Origin of the sequence: Ornithinimicrobium cerasi, assembly GCF_003702705.1 — a bacterium.
GTDB lineage: Bacteria > Actinomycetota > Actinomycetes > Actinomycetales > Dermatophilaceae > Ornithinicoccus > Ornithinicoccus cerasi.
Window position 1 is genome coordinate 194,959 of record NZ_QZMN01000003.1, and the last position, 17,878, is coordinate 212,836.

Here is a 17,878-nt window from a genome sequence, read left to right on the forward strand (position 1 = left end):
CGTGCCGTGACGTGACGGCCGCGCTCGTTATCCTGACCACGCCGGGGCCCCCGTAGCCCAACAGGCAGAGGCGACCCACTTAAAATGGGTTCAGTGCGGGTTCGAATCCCGCCGGGGGCACGAACGTGATATGTCACGAATCGGTCACGATCGGGGGTTCGAGGAACCTCTGGGGGCGGCGGGCGTTACGGTGTGGCCGTCCCGACCCCTGTCCCCTCGCAAAGGTGCGTCCCCATGAACTCCCTGTTGCTCGCCGCAGTCGGCGTGGCGATGATCCTGGCGGGCTACTTCCTCTACTCGAAGTTCCTCGCGGAGAAGATCTACGCCCTCGACGACTCCATCCCGACCCCGGCCCACCAGCTGGAGGACGGCATCGACTACGTCCCCACCAACAAGTACGTCCTGTGGGGCCACCACTTCACTTCCGTCGCGGGTGCCGCGCCCATCGTCGGGCCGGCCATCGCGGTGATCTGGGGGTGGGTGCCCGCCTTCCTCTGGGTCACGATCGGCACCGTCTTCTTCGCCGGTATGCACGACATGGGTGCCCTGTGGGCCTCCATCCGCAACAAGGGCCAGTCGATCGGCGCCCTGTCCGGGCGCTACATCGGTGCCCGCGGACGCAACCTCTTCCTGGTCGTCATCTTCCTGCTGCTGCTGATGGTCAACGCGGCCTTCTCGGTCGTCATCGCCAACCTGCTGGTCTCCACCCCGACCGCCGTCATCCCGACCTGGGGCGCGCTGCTGGTGGCGGTGCTGGTCGGCCAGGCGATCTACCGCTTCAAGTGGAACCTGCCCCTCGTCTCGGTCGTCGGTGTCGTCGCGCTCTACACGCTCATCCTGATCGGTGACAGCAACCCGCTCGCGCTGCCGGAGACCATGATGGGTCTGCCGGACCGGTCGGTGTGGATCATCCTGCTGTTCGTCTACGCCGGCATCGCCTCGATGCTGCCCGTCTGGATGCTGCTGCAGCCGCGCGACTACATCAACGGCCTGCAGCTGTTCATCGCCCTCGGCATCCTCTACGTCTCGGTGCTCATCGCCCGGCCCGAGATCGTCGCCCCGGCGTTCAACTCCTCCCCGCCGGAGGGCACCCCGTCGATCATCCCGCTGCTCTTCGTCACCATCGCCTGCGGCGCCATCTCCGGCTTCCACGGGATGGTCAGCTCCGGCACCAGCTCCAAGCAGCTGGACAAGGAGAGCGACGCCCGCTTCGTCGGCTACTTCGGGGCCGTCGGCGAGGGCCTCCTGGCGCTCGGCTCCATCATCGCCACCACCGCCGGCTTCGCCACCCTGACGGACTGGGAGGCGACCTACAACGCGTTCGGCCAGGGCGGCGTGGTCGCCTTCGTCCAGGGCGGCGGCACCATCATCGAGCAGGGCATCGGGCTGCCGCAGTCACTGTCCGCGACCATCATGGCGACCACCGCGATCCTCTTCGCCGCGACCACCATGGACACCGGCGTGCGCCTGCAGCGCTTCGTCGTCCAGGAGATCGGCGAGATCATGGGCGTCTCCCTCGGCAAGATCGTGGCGACCGTGATCGCCGTGGGCGTCGCCCTGGCGCTGACCTTCGGCGCCGGTGCGGACGGCTCGGGCGGCATGCTCATCTGGCCGCTGTTCGGCACGACCAACCAGCTGATGGCGGCGCTCACCCTGTCGATCCTGGCGATCATGCTCATGCGTCGCCGGCGGTCGCCGCTCCCGGCCCTCATCCCGCTGGTGTTCGTCGCGTTCATGACGCTCTACGCCGCGGTCATCCAGCTCGGGACCTTCTGGGACACCCAGAACTGGTTGCTCCTGGTGATCGACGTCGTGATCATCGTCGCGGCGGTGTGGGTCATCGTCGAGGCGGTCAGCGCCATGCGGACCGCACGGGACTACCCCGGTGACGACGACGCCGAGCTGCGTGAGCTCAGCGTCGCGCAGATCGCCATCGGCCTGGACAGCCCGGCGCCGCACGAGGACACCGACGCCGGTCACCACCACCAGCGCCACCGGGGCGACCAGCCGCCCACGCGCGACTGACGACCCCGTCCCGTCCCGCCCGGAGGCCTGGCCAGGCACCAGGGCGGGCGTGGCGGCCTACGCTGGACCCATGAGCGACACTCCGCAGCCCCGCAGCCGCCTCTCGCAGGTGGCGGTGGGGCTGCGTGAGTTCTACAGCGGCCCCTACCGGCGCACCTTCGCCCGCGCCCGCCAGGACGAGGACGACCTCTTCATGGTCATCGTCATGGCCGAGGCGCTCGGCGTGCCGAACCCGGTGAGCTACTACACCGTCGAGCTGCTGCCGGTCGTCTACGAGCAGTTCCACGACTGGCACCGCCGGATGGGGCTGGACCGCTCGCCGCTCGACCACTTCTCCTGCTGCTGAAGGACCCATGACCTCCCCCCTCACCGAGCTCACCCGCCACCGGGACGTCCTCTTCGTCGGCGGCAAGGGCGGCGTCGGCAAGACCGCAGTGGCCTCCGCGCTCGGGCTGGCCAGGGCCCGCGAGGGACGTCGCACGCTCGTCGTCTCGACCGACCCGGCCCACAACCTGGGACACCTGTGGGGACGCCCCGTGGGCGACTCGCCCGTCGAGCTGGCCCCCCTGCTCCGCGGCGTCGAGATCGACCCCGGCCGCACCACCGACGCCCACCTCAGCGCGGTGCGTCAGACGATGCGGCGCCTCATGCCCGAGCACCTGCAGGGCGAGGTCGACAAGCACCTGGACCTCGCCCGCGACGCGCCGGGCACCCACGAGGCCGCGGTGCTGGAACGGGTCGCCGAGGTCGTCGAGCAGCGCGCGGCCGACGAGCTCGTGGTCATCGACACGGCGCCGAGCGGGCACACCAGCCGCCTCGTGGCGCTGCCCGAGCTGATGCAGGCGTGGACCGAGGGGCTGCTGCGCCGCCAGGACCGCTCGGCGCGCTTCGGCGCGGCGCTGCGCGGGCTGGAGGGCGACGACCAGGCCGCCGCCGACGTCGTCGGCTCCCGCCGCTCCCCGGACCGGCGCTCACGCCGTGACGCCGAGATCCGGGAGGTCCTCGACCGGCGGCAGCAGCGCTTCCGGCACCTGCGCACGGTCCTCCAGGACCACGACCGCACCGGGTTCGTCATCGTCACCGCGGCGGAACGACTCCCCGTCCTGGAGTCGGTCGAGCTGCACGGGCAGCTCACCCGGGCGGGGATGGACGTCGTGGCGCTCGTGGTCAACAAGCGATCGCCGGCCGACGCGGGCGACCTCCTCGCCGCGCGCAGGACGCTCGAGGAGGGGTATGTCGAGCAGCTCGCCTCGACGTTGCCGCACCTGTCGGTGATCCAGGTCCCCCTCCTGGCGGGGGAGGTCCTGGGCGAGGAGGGGCTGACCGCCCTGGGCCGCCACCTGGCCTGATCACGTCGGCGAGGAGCCGACACCTGCCTGGTCAGCCCAGCGAGGACCAGAGCAGGGCGCGGGCCACGAGGGCGTACTGACCCTTGGGGTGCGCCCGGAAGAGCGGCTCGGAGCCCATGAGCACCACCCGGGCCCCCGTCTCGGCGTCCGTGCCCCGGACGACCACGGCCTGCCCGGCGGCGGCGTCCGGGCCGCCGCGCCCGTCCACGTCGGCCCGCCAGTGCCCGCTCACCAGCGGGTCGGCGGCGTAGGTCTGGTCCGCCTCCACCCCAGGTCCCAGGTCGGTGAACCACAGCGGGGCGTAGACGAAGGTGTGCGGCGTCGCGCCCGCCGTGACGGGGGAGTCGGCGTTGTCGACGGCGACGACGCCGTTGGCGTCACCACGCCCCACGACCGCGTCCACGTCGAGCAGCCCCAGGGCGTCGTTGAGCCCGGCGCCGGTGCCGCCGCGGCCGACGACGCCGCCGCCGTCCTCGAGGAACGACTCCAGCTCGGCCCGGCCCAGGGCCCCGAGATCACGCCAGGACAACCCGCTGGACACGTAGAGCGCGTCGACGCCCTCCAGGTCCAGGCCCGCGTCGAGCGCGGCCGAAGTCACCGGGACCACGTCCAGGCCGAGCTCGCCGAAGGCCCACAGCTCCTCGGCCGTGCCGGCGACCCCCACCGTCAGGGGACCCATCGGGTCACCGGCGGCCCCGGCGGGCGCGGGCGCCAGCGCGACCCCGTGCTCCGCGACGACAGCCTGGGCGGCGGCGACGTCGCCGGCGGGCACCAGGACCGCACCGTCGTCCAGCAGCTCGACCTGCACCCCGGCGGAGAGGAGGTCCACGAGGGCCCGCACGTCGGCCGGGTCCTCCAGCTCGAGCCGCCAGCCGGCGGAGGAGAGGGCGAGGGAGCCGCTGGCGGCCGCCGCGTCGACCTCCTGCCCGACGACGGAGAGCCGCACGCCCTCGGGGACGGTGACCACGTCGGCGCCCCAGAGCAGGCCGTGGCTCCACCCGGCGATGTCGTACATGGCCTCGACCCGCTCGGAGATGTCGGTGCCCGCACCGAGGATGGTGTTCGCCATCCCCCTCCGGGCCTGGTGCAGGTCGACCAGGTAGCTGCCGGCTGGATAGGTCTGGCCGGCGATGGACGCGGGCCGCGTCAACCGGGTCACCTCGACCCCGTTGGCGACGAGGTGGTCGACGAGACGGGCTGCCGCGGGTGCCGAGCGCTGCCCCGCGCCGACGGGCACGACGTAGGCGCGGGGGTAGTCACCGAGGTAGACGTCCTCCGGCCCGATCAGCCCGAAGAGGCCCTCCTCGACGGGGGTCTGCGGCGCGCCGTCCACGCCCCGGCGGAAGATCTCGATCTGGCCCGCGAGCAGCTCCGCGCGGTGCTCGCGGACGTAGTCGAGCGACGCGGTCATGGCCGCGTGCGCGATGTCGGTGTTGATCGCGGCACGGCGGCGCAGCTCGGTCTCCGGCAGCGAGGAGGCGGAGTTGTTGACCCGCAGCGGCACCTCGACGGTGTGCGCGACGGCGCCGTGCAGCGCGGCGTACTGCGGCGTGAAGATCGGCGGCCAGTCGTCCCACCCCTCGGACCAGTCGCGCAGGGGGATCTGGGTGGGCTCGACCCCGTCGGCCCGGTCGTGGCCGAGCGCCCGGATCGCCTCCTCCATCCCGAGGGCGTTGGGGTAGGCGTGCTCGACGACGAGGTCGTACTCGTAGTTCTCGCCGTGCGGGGGAGTCGTCGGCTCCACGAGCGTGCCGTTGACGTAGCCGTGCAGGTCCAGCAGGAGGACCGGCTGGGTGCGCACGATCGCGTCTCGGACCCCGACCACCTCAGGCTGCGTGGCGGTGACGAGGTCACGGTTGAGGTCGAACCCGGCCGAGTTGCGCCGGGTCCCGTCGTGGCGGCCGTCCGGGTTCATCGAGACGACGAGGTGGATCCGGGACCGCTCGAGGGTCTCCAGGACCTCCGGGTCCTGCGACGTCGCGTAGTCCTCGACCAGGCGGAGCGCGGCGTCGGTCCCCTCGTACTCGTTGCCGTGGATGTTGGCGTTGAGGAAGACCGGCACCTTGTAGGAGCGTGCCAGGCCGCGGTCCCGCGCGGCCTGCGCGGGCAGCCTGGTGACCCGGTCGCGCATCGTCGCCTGCTGGCGCGCCTGGGCGAGGCTCTCCGGCGCGGTGAGGGTGACCAGCACGACCTCGCGGCCGGTCGCGGTCGTCGCGACCACCTCCGTCGAGACGCGGTCGGAGCCGGCCTGCGCGGCGTTGAGCCGTCGCGCGATGTCGGAGTATGGCGTCAGTCCCAGCCGCAGGGCGGCGTCACCCGGGTCCGGCGCCGGCTCGGGCAGCACGGTCCGCCGCGGGTAACCCGCCTCCACGACAGGGGCCGCGAGCTCCTCGACCCGGAGCACGTCCGCCGCCGCCGGGGGGAGGGCGAGGAGCGCCGGGGCGAGCACCGTGGTGCCCAGCAGCCCGGCCGCGAGCACGGCGGCGAGCGCACCCCTGCGGGGGCGCGCTGCGCGCGGCGCGGCGTACGGCATACCAGACTCCTCGACGTCCTGAACCCCCGACCCTATCCGCGCGCACCGACGGAGGGAAGCCGGTCCCCGCGGAGGTGACGCGCGCGTCAGGGTGGGGTAGACAAGCACCGTGACCTCCACCGACGCGTTCACCCTGTCCGGCGACTGGTCCGGCCAGCTGGTGGCCACCGCCATCCACGCCGGTCACGCCCTGCGGCCGGAGGTCTCCGACCTCCTGGTCCTCGACGAGGCCGTGCGGCTGCGCGAGGAGGACCCCTTCACGGACGTGATCGGTGCCGGGCGCGCCGAGACGGCCCGCGTCGTCGTCCACCGCTCCCGCTTCGAGGTCGACCTGAACCGGCCCCGGGACACCGCCGTCTACCGGACCCCGGAGGAGGCGTGGGACCTGGAGGTGTGGCGCGAGAACCCTCTGGACGAGGGTGTGGTGGGTCGCAGCCTCGAGGTCTACGACGCCTTCTACGCGGCGCTGGGCGCCCGGCTGGACGAGGTGGCGGCGCGGGGTCCCTTCGTCGTCTACGACGTCCACTCCTACAACCACCGCCGGGACGGTGCGGACGGGCCGGAGGCCGACGTCGAGGGCAACCCGGAGGTCAACCTCGGCACGGGGACCGTGGCGGAGGTCTTCCGGCCGGTCGTCGCCGCCTTCGCGCAGTCCCTCGGGGACCAGGAGGTGCGGGGCCACCGGCTGGACGTGCGGGAGAACGTGAAGTTCGAGGGGCGCGCGCTCGCCTGGTGGGTGCACGAGCGCTACGCCGGGGTCGGTGTCTGCCTGGCGCTGGAGTTCCGCAAGACCTTCATGGACGAGTGGAGCGGGGAGCCCGACCCCGACCACCTCGCGCAGCTGCAGCGCGCCCTGACCGCCACCCACGAGCCCGTGCTCGACGCGCTCGCGGGTCTGTCGCGACGATGACCTCCTCGACCGGGCGCGGGGGACAGGTGCGGCTGGGGCCACGCGACCTCGCCGTCGACCACACCCTGGCGATGCTGGCGGAGGGGACCCGGTTCATCCTCGACGTCACGCCCGTGGACGCGGACACCCACCGGGCCGAGTTCGTCGCCGGCACCCTCGACGAGCCCGCCTTCACCTACCGCGAGCTCGAGGCCGACCCCGACGTCGTGGAGGCCCAGCTCGAGCACGCGCCGGTGGACCGGGTGGAGGACCCGACCCTGGCGGACCTGCTCCGGAGCAAGCAACGGGAGATGCGCCTCCAGCTGGAGATGCTGCGGGCCCGCGGCACCGACGACTTCCGGCAGCTCTCCGTCGAGCTCTACGGCGCGGTCGGGCCGACGCTGCGCTCCCGCGCCGAGGATCTCGTCGGGCGGCTGGACGTGTCCGACGACCCGGTGGACCTCATCGGCGCCGAGGGCTTCCTGCTGCTGGCCGAGGCCGAGATCGAGCACTACCGCGACCAGGACCCGGACATCGGCATCCACGCGGAGGTCCGGCCCGACGTCAGCGGGGTGCTCGTCGAGGGCGGGACGCTGCTCATCAGCGAGGACGCGGCGATCGCGAGCGAGCGCGGCGAGGCGCTGCTCCACCACGAGGTCGGCACCCACCTGGTGACCCAGGTCAACGGCACCGGTCAGCCGGTCCGCACCCTCGGGTCGGGTCTCGCCGGCTACGACGAGACGCAGGAGGGGCTGGCGGTGCTCGCCGAGGTGGGGTGCGGCGGCCTCACCCCCTTCCGCCTGCGCCAGCTGGCCGTGCGGGTGCTCACGGTCCACCGGATGCTCGCCGGGGCCAGCTTCCGCGAGGCCTACACCGCCCTGGTCGAGGTGGGGATCCCGGCCGGCGCGGCCTACCTGACGACCATGCGGGTCTACCGTTCCGGCGGCCTGACCAAGGACGCCATCTACCTGCGCGGGCTCCTCGACCTGCTCGAGCACCTGCGGCACGGGGGTCGCCTCGACCTCCTGTTCCTCGGCAAGTTCGCGCTGCGCGACCTGCCCCTGGTGCAGGACCTGCACGACCGCGGGGTGCTCTGCCCCGCGCGCCTGACCCCACGGTGGCTGCTGGACCCGCAGGCGGTCGACCGCCTGGAGCGGGCCGCCGCCACCGACGACCTCACCACCCTGACGGAAGGCAGCACAGCCGCATGAAGATCGCGTTCGTGGTCAACGACGTCGCCACCGAGCAGTCTTACTACACGACGACGAGGCTCGCCATGGCGGCCTCCAACGCCGGGCACGAGACCTGGCTCATGGGGATGGGGGACTTCGGCTACGAGCCCGACGGCTCGCTGCGCGCCCGGGCCCGTGCGGGCGCCTCCAAGCGCTACCGCTCCCACGAGCGCTACCTGGAGGACGTGCAGCTGCCGGAGACGGAGCAGCAGGTGGAGCTGCACACCTTCGACGTGGTGATGCTGCGGGCGGACCCTGCCGACGACAGCGGTGCGGCCTGGGCCAACAACGCCAGCGTCGCGTTCGGCGACCTCATGAGCTCGTGCGGGGTGCTCGTCGTCAACGACCCGACCACCCTGGCCAAGGCGCTGTCCAAGGCCTACTTCCAGCACTTCCCGGAGTCGGTGCGCCCACGCACCCTGATCTCCCGCGACCAGCCCCGGATCTCGGAGTTCGTCGACGAGCTCGGCGGCAAGGCGGTGCTCAAGCCGCTGCAGGGCTCCGGCGGCTCGGGGGTCTTCATGGTCAACCGCAAGGAGCGCCCCAACCTCAACCAGATCATCGAGACGCTGTCCAAGGACGGCTACGTCGTGGCGCAGGAGTACCTGCCCCAGGCCAAGGACGGCGACGTGCGGATGTTCGTCATGAACGGGGAGCCGCTCGAGGTGGGCGGCGCGGTGGCGGCGTTCCGACGGACCCGGGGCGGCGGCGAGGACTTCCGGTCCAACATGTCCGCCGGCGGCAAGGCGGTCGCCGTCGACGTCACCGACGAGATGCGCGGCCTCGTGGAGGCGGTGCGCCCCAAGCTGGTCGCCGACGGCATGTTCCTCGTCGGCCTGGACATCGTCGGCGACAAGCTCATGGAGGTCAACGTCTTCAGCCCCGGGGGCCTGGGCAGCTGCCTGAGCCTCTACGACGTGGACTTCGCCCCGGCGATCATCCGGTCGCTGGAGCGCAAGATCACGATGCGCAGCCACTACGGCCCCCAGCTCGACAACATCTCTCTCGCGACCCTCTGAGCCGCGCGGAATCCGCCGGGGCCCTCGGTCGTTCTAGTCTGTGACGTGACACGCGGGGGGACTTTCCCCGCGTGCCGGTACGACATCGGAGGTTCCATGGCCGTCAACCCGGTCTTCAACCGCATCGACAAGGAGGCCGCCCAGCGCGGGTACGCCGGCTTCGGCAACCAGCCGACCAGCTACGGCCAGCCCCAGGGCGCCCCCCAGATCCCGGCCGGCTACCAGCCCGGCCCCAGCGAGACGCTGACCGCCGAGCAGCTGCGCGACATGTACCAGCAGGCACCGGCCGGCCCGGTCCAGACCGGCCGCGTGACGCTCGACGACGTCGTCGTCAAGACGCTGTTCCTGTTCGGCATCGTGCTCGCCGCCACCGCCGCGACCTGGTTCTTCGTCGGGGCCCAGCCGGGCATCGCGATGCCGGTCTGGCTGCTCGGCATGTTCGGCTCGCTCGGTCTCAGCTTCGCCATCGGCTTCTCCAAGAAGGTCAACGTCCCGCTCATCGTGGCCCACGCGGTGCTGCAGGGCCTGTTCCTCGGCGCCGTGAGCGTGACCTTCGACGCCCTCTTCCCCGGCGTGGTGACCACCGCGATCGTCGCGACGCTGGCCACCTTCGTCGGCATGTTCATCGGCTGGAAGATGGGCTTCATCAAGGTGACCAGCAAGACCCGCCGGATCTTCGGCATGGTCGCGATGGGCTACCTGGTCTTCCTGCTCGTCAACCTGGGCGCCTCCTTCCTCGGGTTCGGCGACGGCTGGGGCATCTACGGCGGGCAGTTCGGCTGGCTCATCGCCCTCTTGGGCGTCGCGCTGGCGTCATACTCGCTGGCCGTCGACTTCGACTCCGTCGACCGGGCCGTCGCCGGCGGCGCGCCGCAGAAGTACTCCTGGCTGCTCGGCCACGGTCTCGTCGCGAGCCTGGTCTGGCTGTACATCGAGTTCCTGCGGCTCTTCTCCATCCTGCAGAGCAACAACTGATGATCGGCCCCGACGACCGCGTCGGGGCCGACGTCGAGCTGGAGCGCGTGGTCCGGCGGTGGCAGCAGCTGCCGCTGGACCGCGCGCTCCCTGCTGTCCCGGGGTTCCACGAGGTCGTCCAGGCGCTCGCGGACGTCGTCTCCGACGCGGAGGGTATGCCGCACGACCCCGTCCCCGACCTCGGCGCCGCCGCGCTCCCCGACCAGCTGCGGGTGATGGTCCACGACTGGCGCTCCGTGGGGCTGGCGGAGGAGGAACTGGCGCAGCGGCTCACCGCCCTCCGCCGGGCGCTCCCCTGACGCCAGCCGTCGGACCGCCTCGAGCCACGGACCCTCTCCGCCTCCGTGCCCCGCGAGCCACTCACGTGAGTGCGTCGTGCACGCGTTGAACCTCGGCCGGGTGCTTCAGCCACTCACGTGAGTGCGTCGTGCACGCGTCCGACCTCGTCCCCGTGCGCTAGCCACTCCGGTGAGGGCGTCGTGGGCGTCGACCCGCTCAGTGCGCTGCCGCCTCCGCGTGCTCGTCCTTCTTGCGAGGCACCAGCTTGAGCAGACCGACGACGACGAGGCCGACGGTCAGGCCGAGGATGGCCGAGAAGAAGGTGTTGGTCAGCCAGGTCGCGAGGCCGGCCATCCCCGGCAGCCAGCCCGCGACGACCTCCTCGGCATGGTGCACCCAGTCGTAGATCGGCGAGAAGCCGAGCTCGTCCATACCCACCAGCAGGATGTGCCCGCCGACCCAGAGCATGGCGACGACGCCGACGATGGAGAGCACCTTCAGCACGACGGGCATGGCCTTGACGAGTCCCCGGCCCACCCGCTGGGCCCACTCCTGCGGGCGTGCCGCGAGGTGGAGGCCGACGTCGTCCATCTTCACGATGAGCGCGACGGCCCCGTAGATGAGCAGCGTGATGGCGATCGCGACGACGACGAGGATGACCGCCCGGTTGAGCAGCGGCTCGTCGGCGACCTCGTTGAGGGAGATGACCATGATCTCGGCGGAGAGGATGAAGTCGGTGCGGATCGCGCCCGCGACCATCTTCTTCTCCTGCTCCGGCCCCTGCTCGACGACCGGCGCGTCCTTCGCGGCGTCGTGGTGGCCACCCACGCCGAGCCACTCCAGCACCTTGTGGGCACCCTCGTAGGACAGGTACAGCCCACCCAGCATGAGGATCGGGGTGAGCAGCCAGGGAGCGAACTGGCTGAGGAGCAGCGCCGCGGGCACGATGAAGAGCAGCTTGTTGCGCAGCGACCCCAGGCCGATCTTCTTGATGATCGGCAGCTCACGGCTGGGGTCGAACCCGGTCACGTAGCGCGGCGTGACGGCGGCGTCATCGACGACCACACCCGCTGCCTTCATCCCCGCCCGCCCCGCGGCGGCGCTGATGTCGTCGACGGAGGCGGCCGCGACCCGTGCGATCGCGGCGATGTCGTCGAGCAGGGCGGCCAGACCAGCAGCCATCGGGGGTACCTCTTCCACGGACGGGCGGTGAACTGTCCAAGGGTAGGCCAGCCCGGGACGAGGGGCAGCGTGTGCCGTGCGCAACCGGCTCCCCGTGCAGCGCGGCCGCCCTCCACCGGGCCGCGCCCGGACGGGCCGTCAGCTCAGGCGCTCGATCACCATCGCCATGCCCTGCCCGCCACCGACGCACATCGTCTCGAGGCCGAACTGCCCGTCCCGGGTCTGCAGCGCGTTGATGAGGGTCGTCGAGATGCGCGCACCGGTCGACCCGAACGGGTGGCCCAGCGCGATGGCCCCACCGTGCACGTTGAGCCGCTCGGGATCCATCCCGAGGGCGTCCGCGGACCCGAGCACCTGCACCGCGAAGGCCTCGTTGATCTCGTAGAGGTCCATGTCCTCGATCGTCATCCCGGCCCTGGCCAGCGCCTGCCGCGACGCGTCCACCGGGCCCAGCCCCATGATCTCCGGGGAGAGCGCGGACACGCCGGTGGAGACGACCCGCGCCAGCGGTGTCAGCCCCAGGTCCCTGGCCCGCGTGTCGCTCATCACCACGAGCGCCGCCGCCCCGTCGTTGAGCGGGCAGCAGTTGCCCGCGGTGACCGTGCCGCCCTCCCGGAACACCGGCTGCAGCTGCGACACCTTCTCCAGCGTCACTCCCGCGCGCGGCCCGTCGTCGGTGGACACCACGGTGCCGTCGGCCAGGGTGACCGGCGCGATCTCACGGGCGAAGACGCCCTCCGCGATGGCCTGCTCCGCACGGTTCTGCGAGAGCACCCCCCACTCGTCCTGGCGCTCGCGGGAGATGCCCAGCGAGGTGGCGACGTTCTCGGCCGTCTGGCCCATCGCCAGGTAGACGTCGGGCAGCGCCCCGTGCTCGCGGGGGTCCGTCCACGTCTCGTTCGTCCGGGCCGTCTCCTCGCCGCGGGCCACGGCCTCGGCGAAGAGCGGGTTGCGCCACGCCTCCCGGCCCCCGCCCGCGCCGCCGAACTCGGCATACCTCGACACGCACTCCACCCCGGCGCTGATGAAGACGTCCCCCTCGCCCGCCCGGATGGCGTGGAAGGCCTGGCGGGTGGTCTGGACCGAGGAGGCGCAGAAGCGGTTGACCGTCGCGCCCGGCACGCCGTCGAGGCCCAGCAGCACGCTCACCACGCGGGCCATGTTGAAGCCGTGCTCGCCCCAGGGCTCCGCGCACCCGAGGTAGAGGTCGTCCACCGTCGTCGGGTCCAGCGCCGGGACCTGCTCCAGCGCCGCCCGGATCACGCCGGCGGCGAGATCGTCCGGCCGTACCGTGGTCAGCGAGCCCTTGAAGGCGCGGCCGATGGGAGTGCGGGCGGCGGCGACGATGACGGCCTGGGGCGCTGACATGGTGATCCTCCTTGACGGGCGCCGGGGGTGGTCGGCGCCTGGGAACGGGTCGGTATGCCGGGAGTCTAGGCGCGCGCGTCCGGGCCCCGAGGGTGCCGTGCCGCTCGCGTCACATGCCTGTGCCGGGCTGTCGTGCCACGACGAACGCCCTGGCGACGGGCGTGACACGACAGCCGCGCACAGGCCATCGCGCACAGGCGATGCGGACGGTTCAGCGACCGGAGGTGGCCGCAAGCCGGGCCAGGCCCTCGTCCAGGCGCACGCGCGGCGCCCAGCGCAGCACCTCGCGCGTGCGCCGCTGGTCGAACCAGTGCGCGGTGCTGAGCTGCTCGGCGAGGAAGCGGGTGATGGGCGGCTGCGTGATCGACGGCACCCGCGGGAGGCGGTCCGCGACCGCGACGGCGCCCTCGACGACGGCCCCCAGCCCCCAGGCGAGCGGCACCGGCACGTGCACGCGGGGCGGCGGTGCGCCCACGGCGCGGCAGATGTCCGCCACCAGCTCGCCGACGGGTCGTGGCTCGCCGTTGGAGACGACCAGCGCCTGCCCGTGCGCGTCCTCGGCCCGGTCCAGCGCGGCGACGATGGCCTCCGCCGCGTTGTCGACGTACGTCGTGTCGATGAGGACGGTGCCCCGGCCCACGAGCACCAGGCGCCCCTGGCGCGCGCGGTCGATGATCCGCCCGACGAGCTGGGTGTCCCCGGGGCCCCACACCAGGTGCGGCCGGACCGCGACGACCGCCAGCTCGGGGCTGTCGGCGTTGAGCGCGAACAGCTCCGCCGCAGCCTTGGTCCGCGCGTAGTGCCCCCGCGCCCGCATCGGGGTCGCCGGACCGGCGGGCGCACCCACCAGCGAGCGCCCGGTGTGCGTGACCGAGGGGGAGGAGACCTGGACCAGCCGCCCGCCGCCCTGGGCGCGGAGCGCCTCGACGACGTAACCGGTGCCCCGCACGTTGGTGTCCACGAACTCCATCCAGTCGCCCACCACGTCGACCTTGGCGGCAAGGTGGACGACGGCGTCCTGGCCGTCGACCGCGCGGCGCACGTCCTCGCGCCGCCGGACGTCGCCGAGCACCTCGCGGTGCCTCCCTCCCGCGCTGCGCCGCTGCATGACCGTGACCGCGTCCCCGCGGGCGGCGAGCAGGTCGGCGACGGCGCCGCCGAGCATGCCGCTCGCGCCGGTCACCAGGACCGAGCGCGCCATCAGCGGCTCCGCCTGCTCGGTGCGCCGTGGGGCAGCAGATCCCTCAGCCGGCGCCCGACGGTCCGGCCGTGCAGCACCCCGTCGGCCCACGCGGACAGCGCCGTGCGGTCGACCTTGCTGGCGTGCCGCACGTCGACGGGCAGCCAGCTGCGCACCAGGACCGCCGCCACCGGGACGGGCGCCGCGGCGGCGCGCACCGCCGCCGCCAGGCCCGCCGGCGCCAGCACCGCGCTCCCCGCCGGTGCACCCAGCGCCTGTGCTCGGCCCCCGGGACGCTCCTCGGGCACGACCACGACGACGACCTGCTGCACCCCGTCGGGACCGACGCCGACGGCGGCCACCTCCGCCAGCCCGGGCACCTGCCGCACCCGTCCCTCGACCGGGTAGGGCGTCACCGGCCCCTCGCTCGTCCGGACCACGTGGGAGAGCCGCCCCTCGACCCACAGCCTCCCCGCACCGTCGAGGTGGCCGACGTCACCGGTGCGGTGCCAGCCCGCGGGCCGCTCGCTCGCGGCCTGCCGCGCCCACAGCCGGTCGTAGCGGTCCTTGACGTGCGCCCCGCGCACCACGACCTCCCCGACGGTCCCGGGAGCGGTGGTCAGGTCCTCCTCCGGTATGCCGTTCGCGTCCAGCCGCGCGATCCCCACCTCGACACCCGGCACCGGTGTGCCCACGCACACCCCGGCCTGACCGTCCGTGTCGGCGGGGGAGAGGGCGGTGGGGTCCAGGGTGGCGACGGGCAGCGCCTCGGTCATGCCGTAGGGCGTCTGGGTCTGCGCGGAGGGCAGCACCGCCCGCACCTGGCGGAGCAGCTCGACGGGGACGGGGGCCCCGGCCGAGAGGACGAGCCGGGGCCCGCGCAGCCCGTCGCGCCCGGTGCCGTCCAGGTCCGCGGCGGTCGCCACCACGTTGCGCAGGGCTGCCGGGGCCGCGAAGACGACGCTGGCGTCGACGGCGCTGACCGCGTCGGCGAGCGCGGTGGCGGTCAGCGTGTGCGGCGCCGTGACGTCCATGTCCGGGACTGCGCTGGTGAGCCCCAGGGCGGGGCCGTAGAGCGCGAACGGGGCGAAGGCCGCCACGAGGCGCTCGCCCGCCCTCAGGTCGAAGGTGTCCCGCAGCAGGGCCACCTGGGCGCCGAGCTGGTCGCGGGTGTAGACGACGCCCTTGGGGGGGCCGGTGGCCCCCGACGTGAAGAGCACCGCCCCGTCGGCGTCCCCGGGCACGGCACCGGAGCCGGCGCCCCCGGAACCCCCGGGCCCGTCCCCGCTGAGTCCGCGCCCGAGCAGGGCGAGCGCCTCCAGCTCGGGACCGCCGACCTCGACCCGCAGCCGCCGCGCCCGGACCCGGCTCGCGGCGGCGAGGGCGAGCGCGGGCCGGATGCCCACGACGAGGCTGGGGGCTGCCGACCGCAGCGCCGCGCCGAGCCGCCCGAGGCCCAGCCCCGCGTCGGCGACCACGACGACCGCCCCGAGCCGCCACAGCGCGTAGACGAGGGTGGTGAGCTCGACACCGGGGGGCACCATGACCGCGACCCGGTCGCCGGGGCCCACGCCCCGCTGCGCCAGACCGCGTGCGACGTCCTCGACCAACGCCGCCAGCTCGCCGAAGGTCACGCTGCGTCCGCCGGGGCGCAGCTCGACGACGGCCGGCCGGTCGGGGGCGGAGTCGTCGACGGTGATCGGGACCCGCTGCGCCGCAGCCGGTCCGGATGACCTCGTGGTCGTCCCCGGTCGGTGGGCCTCGAGCCAGCTCCAGATCACCCCGACCCCCTCGGGGCGGTCCTCGAGAACGAGGTGGGAGGCGCCGGCGTAGCGCTGCACGTCCGCGTGGGGGAGGCGGTCGAGGAGATCCGTCAGGTACCGGTCGCCGAAGACCGGGTCCCGGGGACCCCAGACGAGCAGCGCCGGCACGTCGAGGCCGCGCACGCCCTCGGCGATCGTGTCGAGCGTGCCCCGGCTGGGGTGGTGGTCCTCGAAGGGGATGTCGCGCACGAAGTCGGCGACCGCCGCCCGGCGCCCCGGCGTCGCGTAGGGAGCGGCGAACGCGTCGCGCACCTCCCGAGGCAGCGGCGGCACGGACAGCACCGTCGTCGCCCGCACGAAGGCCGGCGTGCGCTGGCAGGCCCGGGCCAGCACGCCGGGGGCCCGGGCCAGCCGGATGACGGACGGAGGGGCGCTGTCGGCGGGCTGGTGCACCGCGGTGTTGGTGAGCACGACGCCGGCCAGCTGCTCGCGGTGCCGCAGCGCCCAGCCCAGGCTGACGGGGCCGCCCCAGTCGTGCGCCAGGGTCAGGACCGGCCCGGACACCTCCAGCACGTCGGTCAGCCGGGAGAGGTCCTCCACACGCTGGGCCAGACGGCGGGGCGCCTCCGGACGGGACGAGTACCCCATACCGAGCTGGTCGACGGCGACCACGCGCCAGCCGGGCGGGGCCTGCGCGAGCACCCGCCGCCACAGGTAGGACCAGGTCGGGTTGCCGTGCACGCACAGCAGCGTGGCGACCACCACCTCGCCGCGCTCCTCCAGGAGCGGACCGGTGTCCAGCACGTGCCAGCTGCGGCTGACCCCCTCGGCGTCGGGCGCCACGACCACCCGCGACCAGCGCGGGTCCAGGCCGGGGAGGTCGTGCCCCTGTCGCGGCAGGCCGGCCGCGTCGTGGGCGGAGGGCCCCGCCGGGCCGTGCACGTGCTGGCTCGTCGCGGGCACGCTCACCTCACCAGATCAGCTCGAGGCAGGTCATGTTCAGGCCCGAGCCGATCCCCATGAGGAGGACCCGGTCGCCGCGCTCCAGGCTGGACGCCTCCTTGGCGAGGGTGATGGCCACCGCGGCCGGCCCGACGTTGCCGAAGGTGGGGAAGGTGAGGGGGATGCGGCTCTTGTCCAGGCCCAGCGCCTCCGCGGTGCGGCCGGTGTGGACCTTGGAGACCTGGTGGACGATGTAACGGTCCATGTCGGACCAGTCGAAGTCGGCCGCCGCGGCCTTCCAGAGGTCGGCGGCGAGCCCCATCCCGGCGATGAGCAGGCCCTGGGTGTCGGTGCGCATGTGCTCGAAGTCGCCGACGCACAGGTCGTGGTGCTCGCTGGCGGCGCGACTGGCACCGCCGACCACCCGGTGGCCGTCCGGGTGCTCGCTCGACCGCCCGAGCACCATCGCCGCGGCTCCCGACCCGAGCGTGAGGGTGGCGAACTGGCTGACGATGTCGTGCGAGGTCGCCTCGGGGGAGGACAGCCGGGCCAGGGTCCGCTGCTGCGGCTCGCGGGAACCCTCGCCGTCGACGACGAGCGCGTAGTCGATCTGGCCCGCGTCGATCATCGTGGCCGCGAGCTGCATCCCGTTGACGAAGCCGAGGCAGGCGTTGGTCAGGTCGAAGTTCAGGCAGCTCGGCGCCAGGCCCAGCTCCGCGTGGACCCGCACCGCGATCGAGGGCTCGAGGTAGCTGCGGCTGACCGAGGTGTTGATGAGCAGGCCGATCCGGCCCGGGTCGATGCCGGCCTCCTCGATCGCGAGGCGGCCCGCCTCGATGGCACCGTCGACGAAGTCCTCACCCTCGGCCCACCACCGTCGCTCCCGGATGCCCGCCAGGGCGGCCAGCATCCCGGGACGCAGGCCGTTGCGGGCGTAGGAGGCGCCGATGATCTCGTCGAACTCCGCCGAGGTCTTGACGACCGGGGCGTCGACCGCGACGACGGACAGCACCGCGGTGTCGGTGGTGCGGAAGGTGGCGTTGCCGTTCACGGGTGAGGAACCTCGCAGCAGAAGGGGGGTAGGGCGTCATTCGATCACAGCGCACGGCCCTGGGCAGAACCGGAACGTCCTCCCCAGGGGC

The 17,878-nt window shown here is 73.2% G+C and carries 14 protein-coding genes and 1 tRNA gene; 9 read left to right on the forward strand and 6 right to left on the reverse strand.

Features of this window, described 5'->3' with window-relative positions; genetic code table 11:
* Nucleotides 1-46 precede the first annotated feature (46 nt).
* The 4 genes from D4B81_RS04585 to D4B81_RS04600 all read left to right on the forward strand — a co-directional run bounded on the left by D4B81_RS04585 (nucleotide 47) and on the right by D4B81_RS04600 (nucleotide 3,374).
* Nucleotides 47-120 (forward strand) — tRNA-Leu (locus D4B81_RS04585).
* A 114-nt stretch (nucleotides 121-234) separates the two neighbouring features.
* Complete coding sequence (locus D4B81_RS04590) at nucleotides 235-2,025, forward strand: carbon starvation CstA family protein (protein ID WP_122261291.1); 1,791 nt, start codon at nucleotides 235-237, stop codon at nucleotides 2,023-2,025.
* Nucleotides 2,026-2,095: 70 nt separating this feature from the next.
* Nucleotides 2,096-2,371 (forward strand): cory-CC-star protein, encoded by a 276-nt coding sequence (locus D4B81_RS04595; protein ID WP_122261292.1) that lies wholly within the window; start codon nucleotides 2,096-2,098, stop codon nucleotides 2,369-2,371.
* Nucleotides 2,372-2,378: 7 nt separating this feature from the next.
* Entirely contained in the window at nucleotides 2,379-3,374 is a 996-nt protein-coding gene (locus tag D4B81_RS04600; protein ID WP_122261293.1) for an ArsA family ATPase, read from the forward strand.
* Between the two features lie 31 nt (nucleotides 3,375-3,405).
* Here the strand turns inward: D4B81_RS04600 and D4B81_RS04605 are convergent, their stop codons facing one another.
* The gene (locus tag D4B81_RS04605) at nucleotides 3,406-5,907 is read right to left on the reverse strand and encodes a M14 family zinc carboxypeptidase (RefSeq protein WP_202613565.1); all 2,502 of its coding nucleotides are present in this window, start codon (nucleotides 5,905-5,907) and stop codon (nucleotides 3,406-3,408) included.
* Nucleotides 5,908-6,016: 109 nt separating this feature from the next.
* Between D4B81_RS04605 and D4B81_RS04610 the strand changes: the two genes are divergently transcribed.
* The 5 genes from D4B81_RS04610 to D4B81_RS04630 all read left to right on the forward strand — a co-directional run bounded on the left by D4B81_RS04610 (nucleotide 6,017) and on the right by D4B81_RS04630 (nucleotide 10,321).
* Nucleotides 6,017-6,817 carry an N-formylglutamate amidohydrolase gene (locus D4B81_RS04610; RefSeq protein ID WP_122261294.1) on the forward strand — a complete coding sequence of 267 codons (801 nt, stop codon included), beginning with the start codon at nucleotides 6,017-6,019 and terminating at the stop codon, nucleotides 6,815-6,817.
* Nucleotides 6,814-8,007, forward strand: a complete 1,194-nt coding sequence (locus D4B81_RS04615; protein WP_122261295.1) for a peptidase MATCAP family protein — start codon at nucleotides 6,814-6,816, stop codon at nucleotides 8,005-8,007. Before D4B81_RS04610 ends, D4B81_RS04615 begins: the two co-directional genes overlap by 4 nt.
* A complete protein-coding gene (locus D4B81_RS04620; protein ID WP_122261296.1) occupies nucleotides 8,004-9,047 on the forward strand; it encodes a glutathione synthetase in 1,044 nt (347 codons plus the stop codon). The genes D4B81_RS04615 and D4B81_RS04620 overlap by 4 nt, the downstream gene beginning before the upstream one ends.
* 96 nt (nucleotides 9,048-9,143) lie before the next feature.
* Nucleotides 9,144-10,022, forward strand: a complete 879-nt coding sequence (locus D4B81_RS04625; protein ID WP_122261297.1) for a Bax inhibitor-1/YccA family protein — start codon at nucleotides 9,144-9,146, stop codon at nucleotides 10,020-10,022.
* Nucleotides 10,022-10,321 (forward strand): hypothetical protein, encoded by a 300-nt coding sequence (locus tag D4B81_RS04630; protein ID WP_122261298.1) that lies wholly within the window; start codon nucleotides 10,022-10,024, stop codon nucleotides 10,319-10,321. Before D4B81_RS04625 ends, D4B81_RS04630 begins: the two co-directional genes overlap by 1 nt.
* Nucleotides 10,322-10,517: 196 nt before the next feature.
* On the opposite strand, the gene D4B81_RS04635 is transcribed toward D4B81_RS04630, so the two are convergent.
* The 5 genes from D4B81_RS04635 to D4B81_RS04655 all read right to left on the reverse strand — a co-directional run bounded on the left by D4B81_RS04635 (nucleotide 10,518) and on the right by D4B81_RS04655 (nucleotide 17,787).
* Complete coding sequence (locus D4B81_RS04635) at nucleotides 10,518-11,483, reverse strand: DUF808 domain-containing protein (protein ID WP_122261299.1); 966 nt, start codon at nucleotides 11,481-11,483, stop codon at nucleotides 10,518-10,520.
* 138 nt (nucleotides 11,484-11,621) lie between these two features.
* Nucleotides 11,622-12,851, reverse strand: coding sequence for an acetyl-CoA C-acetyltransferase (locus D4B81_RS04640; protein WP_122261300.1), 1,230 nt, complete (start codon nucleotides 12,849-12,851; stop codon nucleotides 11,622-11,624).
* A 211-nt stretch (nucleotides 12,852-13,062) separates the two neighbouring features.
* Nucleotides 13,063-14,052 carry an NAD-dependent epimerase/dehydratase family protein gene (locus D4B81_RS04645; RefSeq protein ID WP_122261301.1) on the reverse strand — a complete coding sequence of 330 codons (990 nt, stop codon included), beginning with the start codon at nucleotides 14,050-14,052 and terminating at the stop codon, nucleotides 13,063-13,065.
* Nucleotides 14,052-16,757: an alpha/beta fold hydrolase gene (locus D4B81_RS04650; protein ID WP_237565812.1), complete on the reverse strand. Its 2,706-nt coding sequence runs from the start codon at nucleotides 16,755-16,757 to the stop codon at nucleotides 14,052-14,054. Before D4B81_RS04650 ends, D4B81_RS04645 begins: the two co-directional genes overlap by 1 nt.
* 7 nt (nucleotides 16,758-16,764) lie before the next feature.
* A complete protein-coding gene (locus D4B81_RS04655; protein WP_122261303.1) occupies nucleotides 16,765-17,787 on the reverse strand; it encodes a 3-oxoacyl-ACP synthase III in 1,023 nt (340 codons plus the stop codon).
* Nucleotides 17,788-17,878: the final 91 nt, after the last annotated feature.

What these genes read in the sequence shown, in the direction of transcription:
- D4B81_RS04590 (WP_122261291.1), top strand. Translation starts at nt 235, where the DNA reads ATGAACTCCCTGTTGCTCGCCGCAGTCGGCGTGGCGATGATCCTGGCG.
- D4B81_RS04595 (WP_122261292.1), top strand. Translation starts at nt 2,096, where the DNA reads ATGAGCGACACTCCGCAGCCCCGCAGCCGCCTCTCGCAGGTGGCGGTG.
- D4B81_RS04600 (WP_122261293.1), top strand. Translation starts at nt 2,379, where the DNA reads ATGACCTCCCCCCTCACCGAGCTCACCCGCCACCGGGACGTCCTCTTC.
- D4B81_RS04605 (WP_202613565.1), bottom strand. Translation starts at nt 5,907, where the DNA reads ATGCCGTACGCCGCGCCGCGCGCAGCGCGCCCCCGCAGGGGTGCGCTC.
- D4B81_RS04615 (WP_122261295.1), top strand. Translation starts at nt 6,814, where the DNA reads ATGACCTCCTCGACCGGGCGCGGGGGACAGGTGCGGCTGGGGCCACGC.
- D4B81_RS04620 (WP_122261296.1), top strand. Translation starts at nt 8,004, where the DNA reads ATGAAGATCGCGTTCGTGGTCAACGACGTCGCCACCGAGCAGTCTTAC.
- D4B81_RS04625 (WP_122261297.1), top strand. Translation starts at nt 9,144, where the DNA reads ATGGCCGTCAACCCGGTCTTCAACCGCATCGACAAGGAGGCCGCCCAG.
- D4B81_RS04630 (WP_122261298.1), top strand. Translation starts at nt 10,022, where the DNA reads ATGATCGGCCCCGACGACCGCGTCGGGGCCGACGTCGAGCTGGAGCGC.
- D4B81_RS04635 (WP_122261299.1), bottom strand. Translation starts at nt 11,483, where the DNA reads ATGGCTGCTGGTCTGGCCGCCCTGCTCGACGACATCGCCGCGATCGCA.
- D4B81_RS04640 (WP_122261300.1), bottom strand. Translation starts at nt 12,851, where the DNA reads ATGTCAGCGCCCCAGGCCGTCATCGTCGCCGCCGCCCGCACTCCCATC.
- D4B81_RS04645 (WP_122261301.1), bottom strand. Translation starts at nt 14,052, where the DNA reads ATGGCGCGCTCGGTCCTGGTGACCGGCGCGAGCGGCATGCTCGGCGGC.